Source organism: Shouchella rhizosphaerae, from assembly GCF_900142675.1.
GTDB classification, from domain to species: Bacteria; Bacillota; Bacilli; order Bacillales; family Bacillaceae_D; genus Shouchella; species Shouchella rhizosphaerae.
On sequence record NZ_FRBS01000003.1, the window covers coordinates 269,179 to 286,936 of the forward strand.

At 45.0% G+C, this 17,758-nt stretch carries 19 protein-coding genes; 6 read left to right on the forward strand and 13 right to left on the reverse strand.

What is annotated here, in order from left to right; translation table 11 throughout:
- Positions 1-111 precede the first annotated feature (111 nt).
- The 3 genes from BUC05_RS10375 to BUC05_RS10385 are packed head-to-tail and all read left to right on the forward strand — an operon-like array spanning position 112 to position 2,596.
- The gene (locus BUC05_RS10375) at positions 112-744 is read left to right on the forward strand and encodes a GNAT family N-acetyltransferase (RefSeq protein ID WP_011247603.1); all 633 of its coding nucleotides are present in this window, start codon (positions 112-114) and stop codon (positions 742-744) included.
- Between the two features lie 15 nt (positions 745-759).
- Complete coding sequence (locus BUC05_RS10380) at positions 760-1,413, forward strand: acetoin utilization AcuB family protein (protein ID WP_011247604.1); 654 nt, start codon at positions 760-762, stop codon at positions 1,411-1,413.
- Positions 1,406-2,596: an acetoin utilization protein AcuC gene (locus tag BUC05_RS10385; protein WP_011247605.1), complete on the forward strand. Its 1,191-nt coding sequence runs from the start codon at positions 1,406-1,408 to the stop codon at positions 2,594-2,596. Before BUC05_RS10380 ends, BUC05_RS10385 begins: the two co-directional genes overlap by 8 nt.
- 90 nt (positions 2,597-2,686) lie before the next feature.
- Here the strand turns inward: BUC05_RS10385 and ccpA are convergent, their stop codons facing one another.
- The 10 genes from ccpA to BUC05_RS10435 all read right to left on the reverse strand — a co-directional run bounded on the left by ccpA (position 2,687) and on the right by BUC05_RS10435 (position 13,692).
- Positions 2,687-3,685, reverse strand: coding sequence for a catabolite control protein A (gene ccpA, locus BUC05_RS10390; RefSeq protein WP_011247606.1), 999 nt, complete (start codon positions 3,683-3,685; stop codon positions 2,687-2,689).
- A gap of 285 nt (positions 3,686-3,970) precedes the next feature.
- Positions 3,971-5,062: a bifunctional 3-deoxy-7-phosphoheptulonate synthase/chorismate mutase gene (locus tag BUC05_RS10395; RefSeq protein ID WP_011247607.1), complete on the reverse strand. Its 1,092-nt coding sequence runs from the start codon at positions 5,060-5,062 to the stop codon at positions 3,971-3,973.
- A gap of 179 nt (positions 5,063-5,241) precedes the next feature.
- Entirely contained in the window at positions 5,242-5,658 is a 417-nt protein-coding gene (locus BUC05_RS10400; protein WP_035201953.1) for a YtxH domain-containing protein, read from the reverse strand.
- Positions 5,659-5,677: 19 nt separating this feature from the next.
- Positions 5,678-6,103: a DUF948 domain-containing protein gene (locus tag BUC05_RS10405; protein WP_011247609.1), complete on the reverse strand. Its 426-nt coding sequence runs from the start codon at positions 6,101-6,103 to the stop codon at positions 5,678-5,680.
- A 189-nt stretch (positions 6,104-6,292) separates the two neighbouring features.
- A complete protein-coding gene (gene murC, locus BUC05_RS10410; protein ID WP_011247610.1) occupies positions 6,293-7,600 on the reverse strand; it encodes a UDP-N-acetylmuramate--L-alanine ligase in 1,308 nt (435 codons plus the stop codon).
- 177 nt (positions 7,601-7,777) lie between these two features.
- Positions 7,778-10,669: a DNA translocase FtsK gene (locus tag BUC05_RS10415; protein WP_011247611.1), complete on the reverse strand. Its 2,892-nt coding sequence runs from the start codon at positions 10,667-10,669 to the stop codon at positions 7,778-7,780.
- A gap of 87 nt (positions 10,670-10,756) precedes the next feature.
- Positions 10,757-11,362, reverse strand: coding sequence for a YtpR family tRNA-binding protein (gene ytpR / locus BUC05_RS10420; RefSeq protein ID WP_011247612.1), 606 nt, complete (start codon positions 11,360-11,362; stop codon positions 10,757-10,759).
- 84 nt (positions 11,363-11,446) lie between these two features.
- Entirely contained in the window at positions 11,447-12,244 is a 798-nt protein-coding gene (locus BUC05_RS10425; RefSeq protein ID WP_011247613.1) for a DUF1444 domain-containing protein, read from the reverse strand.
- 96 nt (positions 12,245-12,340) lie between these two features.
- Complete coding sequence (locus tag BUC05_RS10430; RefSeq protein ID WP_011247614.1) at positions 12,341-12,667, reverse strand: thioredoxin family protein; 327 nt, start codon at positions 12,665-12,667, stop codon at positions 12,341-12,343.
- 14 nt (positions 12,668-12,681) lie between these two features.
- Positions 12,682-13,692: a PTS sugar transporter subunit IIC gene (locus tag BUC05_RS10435; protein WP_011247615.1), complete on the reverse strand. Its 1,011-nt coding sequence runs from the start codon at positions 13,690-13,692 to the stop codon at positions 12,682-12,684.
- Between the two features lie 373 nt (positions 13,693-14,065).
- On the opposite strand from BUC05_RS10435, the gene BUC05_RS10440 reads away from it, so the two are divergent.
- On the forward strand, positions 14,066-14,512 hold the full coding sequence (locus BUC05_RS10440; RefSeq protein WP_011247616.1) for a YtoQ family protein: 447 nt from the start codon (positions 14,066-14,068) through the stop codon (positions 14,510-14,512).
- Between the two features lie 80 nt (positions 14,513-14,592).
- On the opposite strand, the gene BUC05_RS10445 is transcribed toward BUC05_RS10440, so the two are convergent.
- A complete protein-coding gene (locus BUC05_RS10445) occupies positions 14,593-15,114 on the reverse strand; it encodes a DUF84 family protein (RefSeq protein ID WP_035201994.1) in 522 nt (173 codons plus the stop codon).
- A 4-nt stretch (positions 15,115-15,118) separates the two neighbouring features.
- Positions 15,119-16,192 carry a M42 family metallopeptidase gene (locus tag BUC05_RS10450; RefSeq protein ID WP_011247618.1) on the reverse strand — a complete coding sequence of 358 codons (1,074 nt, stop codon included), beginning with the start codon at positions 16,190-16,192 and terminating at the stop codon, positions 15,119-15,121.
- 225 nt (positions 16,193-16,417) lie between these two features.
- On the opposite strand from BUC05_RS10450, the gene BUC05_RS10455 reads away from it, so the two are divergent.
- On the forward strand, positions 16,418-16,720 hold the full coding sequence (locus BUC05_RS10455; RefSeq protein WP_011247619.1) for a hypothetical protein: 303 nt from the start codon (positions 16,418-16,420) through the stop codon (positions 16,718-16,720).
- A gap of 32 nt (positions 16,721-16,752) precedes the next feature.
- Here BUC05_RS10455 and trmB read toward each other — a convergent pair whose 3' ends face one another.
- Positions 16,753-17,394, reverse strand: a complete 642-nt coding sequence (trmB, locus tag BUC05_RS10460; protein WP_011247620.1) for a tRNA (guanosine(46)-N7)-methyltransferase TrmB — start codon at positions 17,392-17,394, stop codon at positions 16,753-16,755.
- A 95-nt stretch (positions 17,395-17,489) separates the two neighbouring features.
- On the opposite strand from trmB, the gene BUC05_RS10465 reads away from it, so the two are divergent.
- Positions 17,490-17,738 carry a YtzH-like family protein gene (locus BUC05_RS10465; protein ID WP_011247621.1) on the forward strand — a complete coding sequence of 83 codons (249 nt, stop codon included), beginning with the start codon at positions 17,490-17,492 and terminating at the stop codon, positions 17,736-17,738.
- Positions 17,739-17,758 lie beyond the last annotated feature (20 nt).

Below are 17,758 nucleotides of genomic sequence, written 5' to 3' on the forward strand. Positions count from 1 at the left end.
ACTCTTTGTTCCATTTATTTTCATAAATTCGTCGATTTTCGTTCGCAACCTTCTTGTTTTCGTTTCTACAATGTATAATGAAAGCATAGATTGTCTAACCGAGGTGAAGCAATGGAGCATCCAAAAACACTGATCCGCGAACCATATTCGATTGCAGGCAAGGAATTGGTTTTAGAGGGCCCTCTTCCAGCTAACGAACTTGCCGGTTATGATTTTCATGAAGGTTTAACTTCCTTCAGGCCAGCGACTGAACAAAAAAAAGCGCTTTTAGAAATTGCCGAATTGCCAGAAGGGCGTATTAACGTCGTCCGCGATGGCTCAATGATCGTTGGCTATGTGACATTTGTTTATCCTGACCCTCTGGAACGATGGTCAGAAGGCAATATGGAAAACTTGCTCGAACTCGGTGCGATTGAAATTGCGCCTCCATACCGGGCGCTTGGGATCGGCAAACAGCTGTTGCGCTTATCAATGAAAGATGAAGCCATGGAAAACTATATTATTATTACAACAGAGTATTACTGGCATTGGGATTTAAAAGGAAGCGGACTCGACGTCTGGGAATACCGAAAAGTGATGGAAAAAATGATGAACGCTGGTGGGCTCATTTGGTATGCAACCGACGATCCAGAAATTAGTTCCCATCCGGCAAACTGCTTAATGGCGCGAATTGGAAAGAATGTTGACCAGAACTCGATTGAAAAATTCGACCAGCTCCGCTTTGTAAACCGCTTTATGTACTAGAAAGGAGGTTTGCCAATGAAAATCAAAACAATTATGCGCACGAATGTGCCAACACTAACAAACACTGACACAATTGAAGATGCGATTGCCCTAATGGAAAGCGCTTCCATTCGTCATATTCCTATTACGAACGGTCACACAGCTGTCGTTGGCATTGTGTCTGACCGGGATATTCGTGATATACGGCCTTCTACCCTTTCCGTAACCAAAGAAGCAACTGATTTTTTGCAACCGGTTACGAAAATAATGAGTACTCCTGTGTTAACCGCTCATCCTGATGATGACGTCCAAGAAGTTGCACGCCTGTTTTTCCAGAATCGCGTCGGCTGTCTCCCAGTTGTGGACAATGATCGATTGGTAGGACTGATCACAGAGTCTGATATGCTTTATAGTTTAACCAAACTCCTCGGCGCAGATCAGCCGAGCTCCATTATCGAAGTGTGTGTACACAACCGCCCTGGGCAGTTGGCAGATGTCGCCGCCGTTTTTAAAAAAGAGCGTATTAATATTGTTAGCGCTGTCGCTTATCCGAGCAAAAAAGCAGAAAAATATATGCTCTCATTTCGTGTCCAAACGATTGATCCACGGCGTATTATTGCGGCACTGCAATTGGCAGGATATGAAGTCTATAATCCGCTGTTTCCCGCACTGGGAGGTTCCAATGAATAACAAAGAAGCTGTCCTTGTATATGGACCAAGTCAATATCCGTATAAATTTAACGAAACACACCCATTTCATCCCCTTCGTCTCGAGTTGACATACTCTCTCTTGGAAGAGTTGGGGGCGGTGCAAAACCAGCCACTCATTCAACCTAGCGCAGCTACAAAAACAGAATTGGAGCTGATTCATGATCCGCGTTTTATTGAAGCAGTCATTGCAGGCGGCGAAGGACGGTTACCAGATAGCGCAGCAGAAGCATACGGGCTAAAAACGGAAGACACGCCCCTTTTTCCCCATATGCACGAAGCGGCTGCCCATTTAGTTGGCGGAACACTCCGGGCTTGTGACGCAGTTTTAGCCGATGGCTACTTGCATGCCTTCCACTTAGGCGGTGGCCTTCACCATGGCTTTCGCGGACGAGCGTCCGGTTTTTGCATTTACAATGATTCTTCGATTGCGATCGAGTACATGCGGCGAAAATATGGTGTGCGGATCCTTTATGTCGATACGGATGCTCACCACGGGGACGGCGTCCAATGGGCCTTTTACGACGACCCAGATGTATGTACGCTAAGTTTGCACGAGACAGGGCGCTATTTGTTTCCAGGAACTGGCCACGTGACAGAAAAAGGGTCAGGCAAAGGCTATGGCTTTTCCATCAATGTCCCACTTGATGCGTTTACAGAAGATGAATCTTTTTTAGACGTCTACCAGTCGGCTTTTACAGAAGTCGCCGACTTTTTCAAACCTGACATTATCGTTACACAAAACGGGGCCGACGCCCATTATCTCGACCCTTTATCGCATTTGCATGTATCAATGAACGTGTACCGCGAAATTCCACGGCTCGCCCACCAGCTAGCTCATACGTATTGCGGCGGAAAATGGGTTGCTGTCGGCGGCGGAGGCTATGACAAATGGCGAGTTGTCCCACGGGCATGGGCATTGATTTGGTTGGAAATGAGCGGGCAAACCGCATTCGCAAACGACCATGTGCCTCAAGCTTGGATAGACAAGTGGAAGGACAAGGCGGAAGAAACACTGCCGACGACATGGACAGACGCTACTATCCCAGAAATACCGAGAAGAAAAGAAATTACCGCCAAGAACAATTTGACGTTGGAAAAAGCATTGTACCATATTCGTACAGAGAAACAAGCAGCACAGAAACAGGGGGAAAAGCATGAATAAAGCCGGATCTGTTTAAGATCCGGCTTCAGCTTGTAAACAAACGCCCGTGGCATCGTCGATCACCGAACGTTTTTTATCAGTCTTGCAAGGTTATTTCGTTGAGCCACGGCTTTCAATGCGATGTGGCAATGTTACTGTGTAGTTGTCTACTTCTTCTTTATTCATTAGTTTGGTCAGCAAACGCATGGAAACAGCGCCAATGTCATAAAGGGGCTGGACAACGGTCGTTAAGGTTGGACGTACCATTGTAGCCAAACGTGTATTGTCAAAACCAAGTACTTCAATATCACCAGGCACATCATAACCACGATCTTGGATGCCATGGATGACGCCTAACGCCATTTCATCGTTTGAAGCAAATAGCGCTGTCGGTTTTTCGTCAAGGGCAAGAAATGCATCCATTGCTTCCATACCTGAATCATACGTGTAATCGCCAATGACAATCAGGTTTTCATCAAATTCAATATTGTTTTTCTGAAGCGCTTGGCGATAACCAGCAAACTTCTGGTAGCCATTGATTGGGTCTTCCAGCGAACCGCTCAACATGCCGATTCGTTTATGGCCTTTTTCAATTAAAAATTGGATCGCGTCTTCAGCCGCTTGTGTGTAATCAATATTAACTGACGGAAATGATTTCTCATCATCTAATGTGGCAGCAAGAACAATCGGTACAGGTGCCCGTTTAAATTGCTCCGCATGCTCCTCTGTAATTTCGCCGCCCATAAACACAATACCGTCCACTTGCTTTTCCAATAACGTATTAATCAAGTGAATTTCTTTGTCTTTGTTTTGGTCAGAGTTACAAAGAATGATATTGTACTTATACATAGTGGCAATGTCTTCGATTCCCCGCGCCAGCTCTGAGAAGAAAATGCTTGAAATATCCGGGATAATGACGCCAACTGTTGTAGTACGTTTGCTAGCTAGCCCCCTGGCTACTGCATTTGGACGGTAATTTAAGCGTTCAATTGCTTCCAGAACTTTTTTCCTTGTTGTCGGTTTTACATTTGGGTTTCCGTTGACTACTCGGGAAACAGTAGCCATTGAGACGCCAGCTTCTCTAGCTACATCATAAATGGTCGTATTCATCTTATTTTGCTGCCCGCGCAGCTTATACGCAGCAGCTTCCTCCTCACTATGACGATATTCATGATTGTGTATCATATACGATAGCAATAACTGTTTTTCATTGTAATGTTTCTTCTATCATACGATACACTAAGATTTCCTGCAATGATTAAAGACTATCTTTCATACTTTTTCACCATTTGAAAAACAGTTTTCTTTTTTCATTATAACAGTATTACTAAAATGCCCCTTTTTAGATGCTTTTAAACAGAAAAGCAGCTCAAAATTTCTTTGAGCTGCTTTTGATTACGCTTGTTTAATTGGAGCTTTGTAAAGGCCTGATTCGATTAAGCCATCTAAAAATTGATTGAATTGCTCAAAATTCATTTGCTGCGCTGAATCAGACAAAGCGACAGCAGGGTCTGGATGGACTTCCGCCATCACCGCATCTGCCCCGATCGCTAGAGCTGCTTTTGCGGCTGGCAGAAGCAAATCACGGCGTCCAGTAGAATGTGTGACATCAACCATTACTGGCAAATGTGTCTCTTGTTTTAAAATCGGCACGGCGGAAATATCGAGCGTGTTGCGTGTTGCTTTCTCGTAAGTACGAATGCCACGTTCGCAAAGCATCAACTGACTGTTTCCTTTTGAGACGATGTATTCAGCAGCGTGGATAAATTCTTCAATCGTTGCGGATAAGCCACGCTTTAACAATACAGGCGTTTTAACAGAGCCAGCAGCTTTGAGCAGTTCAAAGTTTTGCATGTTACGAGCGCCAATTTGGATGACATCGACATATTCTGTTGCCACTTCAACGTCAGCTGGAGTGACAATTTCACTAATAACCGCCATATCAAGCTCATCAGCAACACGTTTCAATATTTTTAAGCCTTCTAAACCTAGGCCTTGGAAATCATAAGGAGACGTACGTGGCTTAAAAGCACCGCCTCGGAGAAGGCGCTGCCCCCTCTTTTTCATCTCTTTCGCCACAGCTAGCACTTGTTCATAACTTTCAACGGCACATGGGCCAAAAACAAACCGTTGCTGGCCATCGCCGATTTTTTCCCCTTTGACATCAACAGTCGTGTTTTCAGGCTGTTTTTTTCGGGATACTAAGAGCGCTTTGCTGTTGTCCTCTTCTTGCAACTCTAAGCTCGCTTTAAAAATTTGTTTAAATAAATGCTGAAGTGTCGCTGTTTCAAATGGCCCTTCATTGTGTTTGGCAATATGGTCTAGCATGCTCCGTTCTCGAACTGGATCAAAGCGGTTAATGCCTTGTTCTCTTTTAATATCGCCAATTTCCTTTACAAGCCTCGCACGCTCATTAATCTTTTCAAGAATAGCAAGGTTAACTTTGTCTAACTCATCTCTAAGGGAATCCAACTGTTCATTGCTCATATCGTCTCTCCGCACCTTTCTCTCTGTCAGAAATTTAACTTTTGTCTATTATAGCTGACTGGCGTTAAAAAGTCACGGACTTTTTCTTTATTACTTAGACGCTTTTACGTAATAAAGTGAGATTAAGAGGAAAAGCGCGATGAAAACTCGGTCTCATCGCGCTTTTTGTTTGCTTTCTTTTAGCTTTCCGTATTCGCATTGGCGCGAACTTCTTTTTCCGCTTCTTCAATTTCATTTTTGACTGTTTCTGAAATGGTTTCCGAAGCTTCTTTTGCATCCTGTTTTAAATCTTCAGCAAGACTCGCCGCTTCATTTACTTGGTCTTCTGCTTCTTTTTTGACAGAAGCGCTCAAATCTTTTACTTTTTCAACCACTTGCATAGACTGATCTGTTACACTTTTGGCGATATTGTTCGACTTTTCTCTAGCTATGTCCACCCATTCGTTGCCTTTTTCATAAGCGGCGCTCGCTTGATCGCTTATGTCGCTACGTAATTCTTTTCCTGATTTAGGTGCGAGAAACAATGCGGTTGTCGCGCCAACAATTCCACCGATTAACGTCCCAATCAAAAAGTCTTTTGTATTCATATCACCCATTCTAACTCCTCCTTGTTTGTCAACGATCAAGCTGTTGCTTTCGTTGTTTAAATTTTGTATAGAAATCCAAAACAGCCTGTCCCCATTGCACTGCTTGGGAGACTGTTTCAGCATTCCGACTTGTTTGGTCACTTATTTTGGTAGAAACTTGGTGAACAGATTGGTTGAGTGTTTTCATCGATTCACCCAACTCTTTAGCGGCGCCAAACACGGTATTGAGCGACTCCGATTTCTGTTGTAAGTCGTCTGCTAAAACATTGGTTTTTTTCAAAAGCAATTCGGATTCAGTCGTAATCCCTCGCAGTTGTTTTTCAAGCGCTTCCACCGTTGCCGATGTGTTTTCAAGCGTTTTGGTAGCTGATTTCAGTGTTTTGATTAAATAAATAACCAGTATCGCAAAAGCCAGTGCAACAATCAAGGCGCTTATGTATAAGATGGCTTCCACTTATCATCCCCTCCTTCCTACATACTTTACCCAAGTTTAATAAGATCAAACCTAAATTGCAATGTGCTAAAGAAACATTTTCGACAAATGCCTGCGTTTTCCCTTCAAAATAAAAAAAGCAGCTGAAAATCAGCTGCCTAATGTAACCACATGTTCATACCTGCTACTCACTTTGGCTTTTCTATTCAATTACGAACTTGATTCGATCAATGCTTCATAGGCTTTTTGGTATTTCTGGATGTCACCAGCGCCCATAAACAACAGAACAGACTCCCCGTGGCCTTTGAGCGTTTCAATTTCTGCTTCCGTCAACAGTTTTGCGCCATCAACAAGCGCTTGTAGCTGTTCGATCGAAAGAGAACCTTGTTCTTCCCTCGCCGAGCCAAAAATATCGCATAAATAAACGTGGTCGGCTTGGCTGAGCGCTTCCGCAAATTCATTTAAAAACGTTTTTGTCCGCGTAAATGTATGAGGCTGGAATATCGCTGTCACTTCTCGGTCATGGTATTTCTTTTTTGTCGCCTCAATTGTAGCTGCAATTTCTGTCGGATGGTGGGCATAGTCATCAATTAATATTTGCTTGCCTGAACGTTTTTCGCTAAAACGCCGTTTGACGCCAGCAAATGTTTTTAAGTGCTCAACAATGTCTTCATAGCCAATGCCTTCATAGTGGCATAAGGCAATGACAGACAAAGCGTTTTTGACATTGTGGTCGCCGAAGCCAGGGATTACAAACGACCCAAACAGATCGCCTCTAACCCAGGCATCAAACGCCGTCCCTTCTGGCGTGTTTTTAATCGATTTCGCTTGAAAATCATTGTGGTCGCCAAGGCCATAATAAACAATTGGCACATTCGCCTGCAATGTTTGCAAATGTTCATCGTCGCCGCAAGCAATAATCGCTTTATTGACTTGCTTCGCCATCGTTTGGAAAGCAGAAACGACATCTTCCACGCTCTTGAAATAATCAGGATGGTCAAAATCAATATTGGTCATAACGCAATAATCAGGCGAGTAATTTAAGAAATGGCGGCGGTACTCGCATGCTTCAAATACAAAATACGTTGAATTGGCCGCACCTTTCCCTGTCCCATCGCCAATCAAATAAGAGGTAGGCTCAACAGACCCTAACACATGAGCGAGCAACCCTGTTGTCGACGTTTTTCCATGTGAGCCTGAAACAGCAATGCTTGTAAACTGTTTAATAAAGGAGCCAAGAAATTCTGGATAGACATCCACTTTCAAACCGAGCTCCCGCGCCCGTTTGATTTCCTCATGTGTTTCCCCATAAGCAGCTGATACAATGACATGTTGCCCGTTTTTAATATTGTCGCGCGAAAAAGGCAATAACGTAATGCCTTTTCGTTCTAACGGCTTCTGAGTAAAAATTGTTTCTTCAATGTCCGATCCTTGTACATTCTCATTTAAATCATGCAGGATTTGCGCCAATGCGCTCATGCCTGAACCTTTGATTCCGGTAAAGTGATAGTTTGTCAATCGTGAAGCCTCCAATCAAAAAAAGCAAATCGTATTCGACGCCTTGCGAACATGGCCCTCGTTCCATTAATTATATAGTAGTATATGTCATTTTTAAGAAAAGGTCCTGCAATTTGCATACGCCTTCCTGTAGCACGATTTGTTCCTTCCATATCATATAGAAATTTTCTTTATTTCTCAAGTTCTTGCTGTTTCTGTCGTCCCAAACAGTTCTCTTACGTCTTCTTCACTTGCCAACACATGGCGTGGTTTGCTTCCCATAGCACCTGATACAATCTTTCTAGCTTCCATCATTTCCATTAAACGGGCAGCCCGGTTATAACCTACCCGAAAGCGTCGCTGTATGCTTGAAGCGGAAACGGTACCTTGTTCAACTGCATAAAAACATGCCTCTTCAAGTAGCTCATCCTCTTCTTCTTCCTGTAAGAGCGTCCGCTCAATTGTCTCCGTATCAAATAAGTATTCAGGCTTGCCGTATTGTTTTGCATAAGCGACAACATCCTCAATTTCCTCATCTGATACAAAAGTCCCTTGGACACGGATAGGCTTCGGTGATCCATTTTCATGGAATAGCATATCGCCTTTTCCAAGCAACCGTTCCGCACCGCCCATATCCAGAATCGTGCGAGAATCCGTTTGTGAAGCGACAGCAAAGGCAATCCGCGTCGGTATATTTGCTTTAATCAATCCTGTAATGACATCAACAGAAGGGCGCTGCGTTGCAAGCAGCAAATGAATCCCGCATGCCCGTGCTTTTTGAGCAATCCGGCAAATCGCATCTTCCACATCTTGTGGTGACACCATCATTAAGTCGGCGAGTTCATCAATAACGACTAATAGATACGGCAATGCTGGCTTGCCATTTTCAGAGAACCGCTGATTGTATTTACTAATATCGCGAACGCCACGCTGGCTAAACAATTCGTAGCGCCGTTCCATTTCCTGGACAACCCATTTTAAAGCAGCTGTCGCTTGCTTTGGATCAGTAATAACAGGAGCAACCAAATGAGGCACTTCTTGATAGGTAGCAAGCTCGACCATTTTGGGATCGACAAGCAACAGCTTTACTTCATCTGGGGATGCTTTATAGAGCAGACTAACTAAAATTGAGTTGATGCAAACACTTTTCCCTGAGCCTGTGGCGCCAGCAACGAGGCCATGGGGCATTTTCTTTAAATCAGTAACGATCGGCTGTCCAGAAATATCAAGCCCTAAGCCAACCGTTAAAGGCGAATCTGGCTGCCTAAATACATCACGCCGCAAAATTTCCCTGAGCATCACAGGGGCTGACGTTCGATTTGGCACTTCAATGCCGATTGCGTTTTTACCAGGAATTGGCGCTTCCATGCGGATGTCTTTAGCAGCTAGCGCCAGCTTAATATCATCTGTTAAATTTGTGACCTTATTCACTTTCACGCCGCGGGCAGGCTGAACTTCAAAACGCGTTACCGCCGGGCCTTTTGTCCGGTTAACGACCTTTGCATCAACGTGGAAACTTGATAGTGTTTCTTCAAGCAATTGCGCTTGCTCGTCAAGCCAAAGAGAATCATCTTGATCGATTTTTTCAGGAACTTTTAGCAAATGAAGCGGTGGCGCTTCGTAGCCATTTTTTGTGTGCTGCCCTTTTTTAATTGGCGCTTTTTTACGGTCCTTTGGCAACATCAGCACATTATAAGGAATGCCAGGCTGCGTATTGTCATTGCTCGTTCGGTTACTTAGCCTATCTTGCTTTTTCGTTTCACTGCTAAGGGAAACTTTTTTTTCACTAGACGGAGCTTGTGCTTCTTCGTTCTCTCTAGTTGATGTTGTCGGATCATCACTAATAGGCTGAATCGGCTTTGTCTCTATTCTTTCATTATCCGCGGCATTACGGTTGAAAGGAGCAGGAATTTCAGCAGTTGGGTCGATTTCCGTTCTATACGGTTCGTTCGCTTCTTCTTGGCCTGTTTCGCCTGGCAACGCGTCGGTTCCACTCGTTCCCTCCGCTTCTTCAATCTCTGGTTCCTCGCGTTCATACCGTTCGTTCGCTTCTTCTTGTTCCATTTCTCCCAGCAACGCCTCGGTGCCAGACATTACTTCTGCCTCTTCAATCTCCGGCTCCTCGCGTCCATACCGTTCGTTCGCTTCTTCTTGTTCCATTTCTCCCGGCAACGCCTCGGTTCCAGCGATTACTTCTGCCTCTTCAATCTCTGGTTTCCCGCGTCCATACCGTTCGTTCGCTTCTTCTTGGTCTGTTTCGCCTGGCAACGTGTCGGTTCCACTCGTTCCCTCTGCCTCTTCAATCTCTGGTTCCCCGCGTCCATACCGTTCGTTCGCTTCTTTTTGGCCTGTTTCGCCTGGCATAGCTTCGGTCGCAACGATGGCTTCTCCTTCATCCATATCTGCTTCCTCGTGTTTATATGTACGCTCGTTTTCGTCACCACTTGCCTCTTCTTGGGGACGGATTTCTTTGCTTTGTTGTTGCTGTGCTTCGGCAAGTGGAAGCGACTGTAGGGCATGTTCACGCACCCGCTTCAACACGTCCTCTTCAAGGGAGCGTGATTCTTTGCGCAAAAAAGCAGGCTTTCTATCAATTTGCGGAGGTCTTTGCCGGTGTAACAGGCGCTCTGCGTATTCAGCCTGCTTATCCTTCGTTGAAAAAATGAGCCAGTCGTAATCACTGTTTTCATGTGTTTTTTCCGGTTTCTGAATGCCGTGGACAGGAGAAGGGATTTCTGTCGACTTAAATGTCCCTTGAAACAGCTCTTTACCAGCGGCAGACCTTTTCTTTTGTACCACTTTTGGCAGCTCGTCCCGCTTCTCTTCTGGCCTTTCCTTTTTTTGAGTAGGCGGCTGTGTCGCTGCAACACGCCCTGCTTTCTTCTTGGAAATTGGCCATTCCCCATTTGAATTGGCGTATCGGTAAGTCATGCGCGCTTCTTCTAACTCAGGAAGCTCGTTGTTCTCACGTTCCAGTTTCTGTATTGACTTCTGTATGGGTTCCCCGTTTCGCCCATAATCGTTGTTTTCTTCTTCATCGTCTTCGTTCAATCCCTTAACCCAGTCAAGCCATTTTTTCCATATGTTCATTCTTTCACCACCTTATATCGCGATTATCCCTTAGCCTCATTCTACATAAAAAGCTGGCCTCATTCAGCCAGCCATTTCGTTTTTAGGCTACCGCAAAAAGGGTGTGCCGACCACTTCATCGTCACTCAAAACAAGAATGCCTTTTTCTGCCGGGGCATTTTCGAGCCCTAGTTCTTTGGCTGAACAAATCATACCGGAAGAGGCGACACCACGCAGCGTTGCTTCCTTGATGACAAGCCCGCTTGGCATAACAGCCCCAACGAGAGCAACAACTACTTTCTGTCCTTCTGCCACATTCGGGGCTCCGCAAACAATTTGCAATGTTTCCGTGCCGATGTTTACACGGCATACGGAAAGCTTGTCTGCATTAGGGTGCTTCTCTTTTTCTTCTACATAACCGACAACAAAAGAAGGTCTCTGCTCCCATTCCATTTCAAGAGCGACACCATTTTTGTCGCACGCTTCTTTTAGCAGCGCTTTTATGCCTTCATTGAGCTCAATCGCACCAACTCCGCTAATGGCTCCATAAGAAGAAGCGTGGAATACGTTTATTCCAGCAATTTCTTGATTGCTTTTATTCAAAATGACGACGACATCGCCGTTTTTCTCAACAACCTGTGCATCGCGGCTTATGTCTTGAACAGTAACCATAAGGACATCGCCAATGCCTTTTTCATTATAAAATACGTTCATGTTTTATTCTCCTTACTCGTTTTCAGCGTGTAGAAGCGAACGCCTAGACCAACTTAGTATAGCATAGGTTTTCGTTTCGCCCCATCAGCCTTTAGGCTTTTTTTGCGCCATAATAAAGACCGGTTCAAGTTGCCCATTTTCAACAATAAAAGGCAATGCAGTCACAGGAATACGCCCACCGCCAAAGAATTGCAAAGCCATTTGACCCAGTACATCATACCCAGTGTCGTTTTCGATATCAGCAAAAATGAGCGCATCTTGATGGGGAATTGCGGCTACAAGCTGCCCAACTGCCTTTTGTTCCATACGCTGCACAAGCGACTGGTCCAAAATCCGACTTGCGTCATACCCATCATTGGCCGAAAGAAAATAAAAACGATTCCCTGCAACTTCATCCTCTTTGAACGGCTGTGGCAAGGAACGCACATTGAATGTGGCCATTTCTGCTAATGCCTTTAACTCCCAGCCGCTCTCATTGAGAAGTTCATCCGTAATAAGCGTATATGTCTCCCCTAAATCAACGGCATAATAAATTCTCGTTTCTGCTGTATGTTTTTGGTAAACAAGTGTTTTTCCGTCCTTTGTCTTATCTGGGAATGAAGCTGCGCGAATGACTGGAAAAATGTTTTTTTCGTTTCCGTTAAGGTGAACGGCTTTTGCCATTGATTCAAGACCCACCGCGACGGTGCGGAGCGCCTCGTCGACAGCCGCATATTCCTCTCGCTCCCATTTGGCAAGCAAAGGCTTTAAAGCAAGTGTTGCCCCTTTTTTAGTCGCTTTGTCTTCGATACGCAATGTTGATTCTTTATGATCATAGCGGATTGTCCAACCGTCCCGCTGCAACTTTTTCTCAATTTGTTTCCGGAAAGTTTGCAAGTCCACGCTTCTTCCTCCTTTTTTCCTCCTCTAGTTTAACATGTTTGGCGATAAACGGAAAAGCGAATAAACAAAAGCTGAAGGATGCCCTCCAGCTTGTTATCAATCAATCGCTGCTTCAGCTTTTGTTAAGAAAGCGACGATTTCTTCTTCAGTTTTACGGTCTTTGGAAACGAAACGATCGACTTCTTTGCCGTTTGCATATACTAAAAAGCTCGGAATGCCAAAAATATCATGAGCTGCACAAACATCAATAAATTTATCGCGGTCCACATAATAAAATGTAAACGTTGGAAAATCAACTTCGATTCGCGGCAGAATCGGCTCAATAACCCGGCAATCAGGGCACCAGTCTGCAGAAAATAAAAAAACGGCTGTTTCGTTCGCTTTTATTTCGTTAAATTGCTGTTCAGATTGAATGTGTTCCATCGCTATTCGCTCCTTTAATTAAAAGAGATGTGCATATCATTCCATTTAATCCAGCCCTTGCGGCGCATCCATTCTGACACGATGAAAGCGCAAACCGCTGGAATAATAACATAGCACAGAATGACTTGAATGAAAAGCGATCCAGAATAGCCCATCTCCGTAAACGTCATGATCGGCCCAACAAGACCGCTTGTCCCCATGCCAGAACCGGCGGCATTGTTAATAAGCCCAAACCAAATCGTACCGATCGGGGCGCTAACGGCTCCAGCAATCGTTGGCGGAATAAGTATAAGAGGGTTTTTTAAAATATTTGGCATTTGCAACATCGATGTACCGATGCCAAGCGCAAGCAACCCGCCAAAACGGTTTTCACGGAAGCTCGCCACTGCAAAACCGACCATTTGCCCTGCACAGCCAATAGCAGCCGCACAAGCAACCGCTCCTTCCAATCCAAGCATGAGGCCGATCGCAGCACTTGAGATCGGCGCAGTCAATGCCCATCCCATTAGGATTGCCACCACTATACTCATCATCAAGGGCTGTTGGTCTGTCGCCCAGGCAATCGCCCCGCTAATCGATTCCATCACAAATGAAATAGCAGGCCCTAAAAGCCAGGCGACGGCAAAACCGCTCATGATCGTCACAATCGGCGTAACGAGAATATCTACTTTCGTCGACCCAAACACAAGCTTGCCTGTTTCGGCAGCAACAACGGCGGCTAAAAAACTACCTGCAGGACCGCCATACACCGCCCCGGCTGTACCGCAAACAATGGTCGCCAAAACGACAAACGAAGGAGCTCCTAGGGCAAGTGCGACCGCTGCTCCTATCGCTGCTCCATATAAATCCATTGCTAGTTCACCAATTTCCAAAAAAGCGGCTATGCCAAACTGTTCGCCTGCCGTTTTGATAATAAGCCCAATAATAAGAGTCGCAAACAACCCAAATGTCATTTGCCCCATTGCCTTAATGAAATATAAATGCCAAGAAGGGTTGACTCCCTTTTCACGTAAAAATTCCCGCAAGATGCCCTCTCCTTTTGTAAATGACTGTCCGCTCTTTAGCATATCCTATGACTATTCATGTGACAAGACACTTTTTTTATAGCCGAGAGAGATGGAAACAAAATCAATCATTATGTTGCTCCCTTTGCTTCTTCTTATGTTATACTAGCTAAAGAAAACGTATGTTCTAACTTCAAGTGGAACTGGATATGTACCAACAGACAGATCGAAAACGTCAGCCGAAGCACGTAACAAGCGCGAATATGCAAATTTGAACGTTGTTCATAGGTCGTTGTCGCGCACATGGAACGCTCGTTTTAAAGGATATAAACGAGACGAAACGAAGGCTGCAAGGTTTTGTTTATAGTCTGGGAAAATAAGGAGGCATTTTTGTATGGAACTTGTTGTTTATTTGGCTGGGGAAATCCACTCTGACTGGCGCGAAGAGATAAAACGCTTGGCAAGTGAAAAACAATTGCCTATCGTTTTTAAAGGCCCGATGGAAAATCACGGAAAAAGCGATGCGATCGGCGAAGACATTCTCGGCAAACAACCAAACGCTGTATTACGGGACGAAGCTGCCTCAAGCATTAATAATTTCCGTACGCGGATTTGGCTTCAGCGTGCAGACGCGGTCATTGCTCTTTTCGGCGAAGATTACAGACAATGGAATACAGCCATGGATGCCGCCACTGCCATTGAAGCGGGAAAACCGTTAATTTTGATTCGCCCTGAAAAGCTTCATCACGCTTTAAAAGAGCTGTCTAACAAAGCACAAGTAGTTGTCGAAACGCCGGCGCAAGCGATTGCCGCCCTATCTTATGTATTTGAAGAAGAGTAAAATTCCAAGCAAAAAGAAAACGCGAGCATTTGTTTACAGTCTGAATAGCCAGCCCCCTCCATCCACGGGGGCTGACTTCCTTAATGAAGTTTGTCTGTTGCGAGCCTATACTGTCCATAACAAGCACGAACCACTTCAGAAAACATCGTTTTCCGGGTAAGCAGACCGTTTGTTAAATGGCCGACGGCGCCTTGGCTAACATCAACATGAGGGACGGCTTGTTTTAGCGCCTTGCTTAGTTCGAGCCCATCGTAAAGGAGGGCGGCTATGTCAGTCGGCAAAGGCAAGCGCAAACCCGCTGCCGTATATAATTGTCCAGAACGGGTGGCAAGCGCGCCCCAGTTGCACAAGTAAAGCGTCCCTTGCCATTCTGAGACACCCCCCTCCAAACCAAAACCAAAGTCAGCTTCTGTAGCGTCAAGCGCTCCACGAGCGCGGTTTACAGCGCCCTCTTTCGTCTCATCATCCGAAAATGGCTGTGCCGCAACTTGAGACAAGGCAGCAACAGAGACAACTTCAATATATTCCTGGATCAAAACGTCTTGGACGGCATGGACTTTGGCACGGTTTTTCGAGCCGACTGCTGCTTTTTTATTCCTCATTACGCTATTCAAACGCAATCAAACTTTCATAAGTCGTTTTGTCAGTAGCAAGGACAAGCTTCGTCAACAATTCTTTTGCAGCGGCATAATCGTCAACATGAAGAATCGATCCCGATGTGTGGATATAACGTGCGCATACGCCAATGACTGCTGTAGGCACGCCGTTGCCAGAAGTGTGAATCCGGCCTCCATCCGTTCCCCCTGCCGCCACAAAGTACTGATAAGGAATGTTATGGCTTTCTGCTGTATCAAGAACAAAATCACGCATGCCTTTATGTGTAATCATCGTCCTATCAAAGATACGCAGCAATGCGCCTTTGCCAAGATGGCCAAAAGCGTCCTTCCCTCCAGTAGCGTCATTTGCAGGGCTGGCATCTAGGACATAGCTGACATCAGGCTGAATCATATTGCTTGCTGTTTGCGCTCCCCGCGTACCGACTTCCTCTTGCACAGTTGCGCCTGAATAAACAGTGTTCGGCAAAGCTTTCCCTTTTATAGCTTCAAGCAATTCGATTGACAAGCCGACTCCGTACCGATTATCCCATGCTTTCGCCAAAATTTTCTTTTCGTTCGCCATTGGTGTAAACGGGCATTCTGGCACAATCGGCTGACCAGGCTTTATACCTAACGCAAAGCAATCTTCTTTATCATCAGCGCCGACATCGATATACATTTCCGTGATCGGCATTGGCTTCTTGCGTTGTGAGTCCTTCAACAAATGCGGTGGTGTAGAGCCAACTACTCCGATAATTGGGCCTTGATCGGTTACAATTTTTACGCGTTGCGCTAGCAGGACTTGTGACCACCAGCCGCCAAGTGTTTGGAATTTGATTAAGCCATTGTCGGTAATGGATGTCACCATAAAGCCGACTTCGTCCATATGTCCACACACCATCACCTTAGGCCCTGACGCATCGCCTCGCAACACGCCAAACACACTGCCTAGTTTGTCTTGGACAATTTCATCTGTATGTTTTTGCAATTCGCTTTTTAGAAAGCGGCGTACTTCATGTTCAAACCCAGACGGTCCTGGAAGCTCCGTCAATGTTTGAAAAAGCGCTTTTGTTTTCTCGTTCATAAAAACCTCCTCCATCTGCTAAAAAAGGCATAAAATACAAGACCCCGGTAGCGGGATCTCTTATGTATTGCTGCATTTAACGGTTATCGGTAGCAACAAAAACGGCACATTCATTGTAGCTGATTTTGGTGGGTCGTGCCAGTTTCCACCATTCCCGATAGTCAATTTCACGCTCGTTCGTTATACTGGGTATAAAAGGTCTTGTACAACGAAAGGGTGTTAAAGATGAAACGATTGTCACTAGGCTTAGGTGTGGGCGTATTAATTGGTGTATTGGCAAGCAAAGCATGGAAACAAGAACAGCTTACTCCTGAAGCCGTGCTGAAACGTGTAAAAGCGATTGTCCAGCAAGAATATATGATTAGCGGTTCTTGGATTCATATGCAGCCTGAATCCATTACTCGCTTTGGCCTCCCATATGAAGCATACCGTGGAGGCATAACCAGTTCAACAACCGACGGGCCTGTCCAGTATGAATTTTTGGCTGATGTCAAAACAGGTGTTTTGCTTGATTTACAAGAGATTTAAAAAGAAGCCCAAAACCTAATTGGGCTTCTTTTTTATGGTCGGAATGTTGCTTCGAGCCGATAAATCGGCATACCTTTTGCCGAAAACTTCTCTTCGTATTCCGTCATCACATTCTCTTCCATCCCACTTTGATGAAGGTTTAAACTAACATTTTTAAAAGCCATCCCAAAAGTCGACATACTGTGCAAAGAGTATTCAAACAACCCTTGGTTATCGGTTTTAAAGTGGATTTCTCCATCTTGCTTTAACAACTGCTTATAAATTGTTAAAAACCTTTCATTCGTAAGGCGCCGTTTGGCATGCTTCTTTTTAGGCCATGGATCGGTAAAATTAATGAAAAAGCGATCCACTTCGTTTTCAGCAAAAACTTCCAGCAACTGAGCAACGTCTTTATGAAGCAACTTGACGTTCGGCAATTTTTCCGCTTCCACCCGTTCCATAGCTGTCAACAAGACGCTCTCATAGCGTTCGACGCCAATGAAATTAATGGACGGAAACTGTTTCGCCATACCCGTCAAAAACTTTCCTTTCCCTGTTCCCACTTCCACATATAATGGTTGGGCTGTACAAAAGCAGTTGTTCCAATTCCCTTTGTGCTGCTCCGGCTGTTGAATGACCAAATTCGGCCGCTTTGCCAATTCTTCACTAGCCCATGGTTTATGACGTAAACGCAAACTTCATCCCTCTTTCTCTCTTTCATCACTGCTATTGACTGTTAAATGGTATAAAAACCGCTATTGCGCAAAACATAAGGGCAGGAGGTGCCCTCATGCCAATTTCCATTCAACATAAATTAGGTTTGTTGCAAGACTTGCTGCAAAACCATGTCAGCGAAAAGTTCCTGACGACAAATGAATCTGAACAGTTGAAACAAATTTTGACGGCGCTTGCCCAAGATCCTGCTCTCGATCCAGCGCTGGCAAGCACCATTGACGAAATTTCGAGCGCTTCCCATACAGAGACAATGGATAGTGAAGCCGTCCAGCAATGGCTTAACACAATGTCATCCCTTACATAATGAGGGATGGCACACAAATA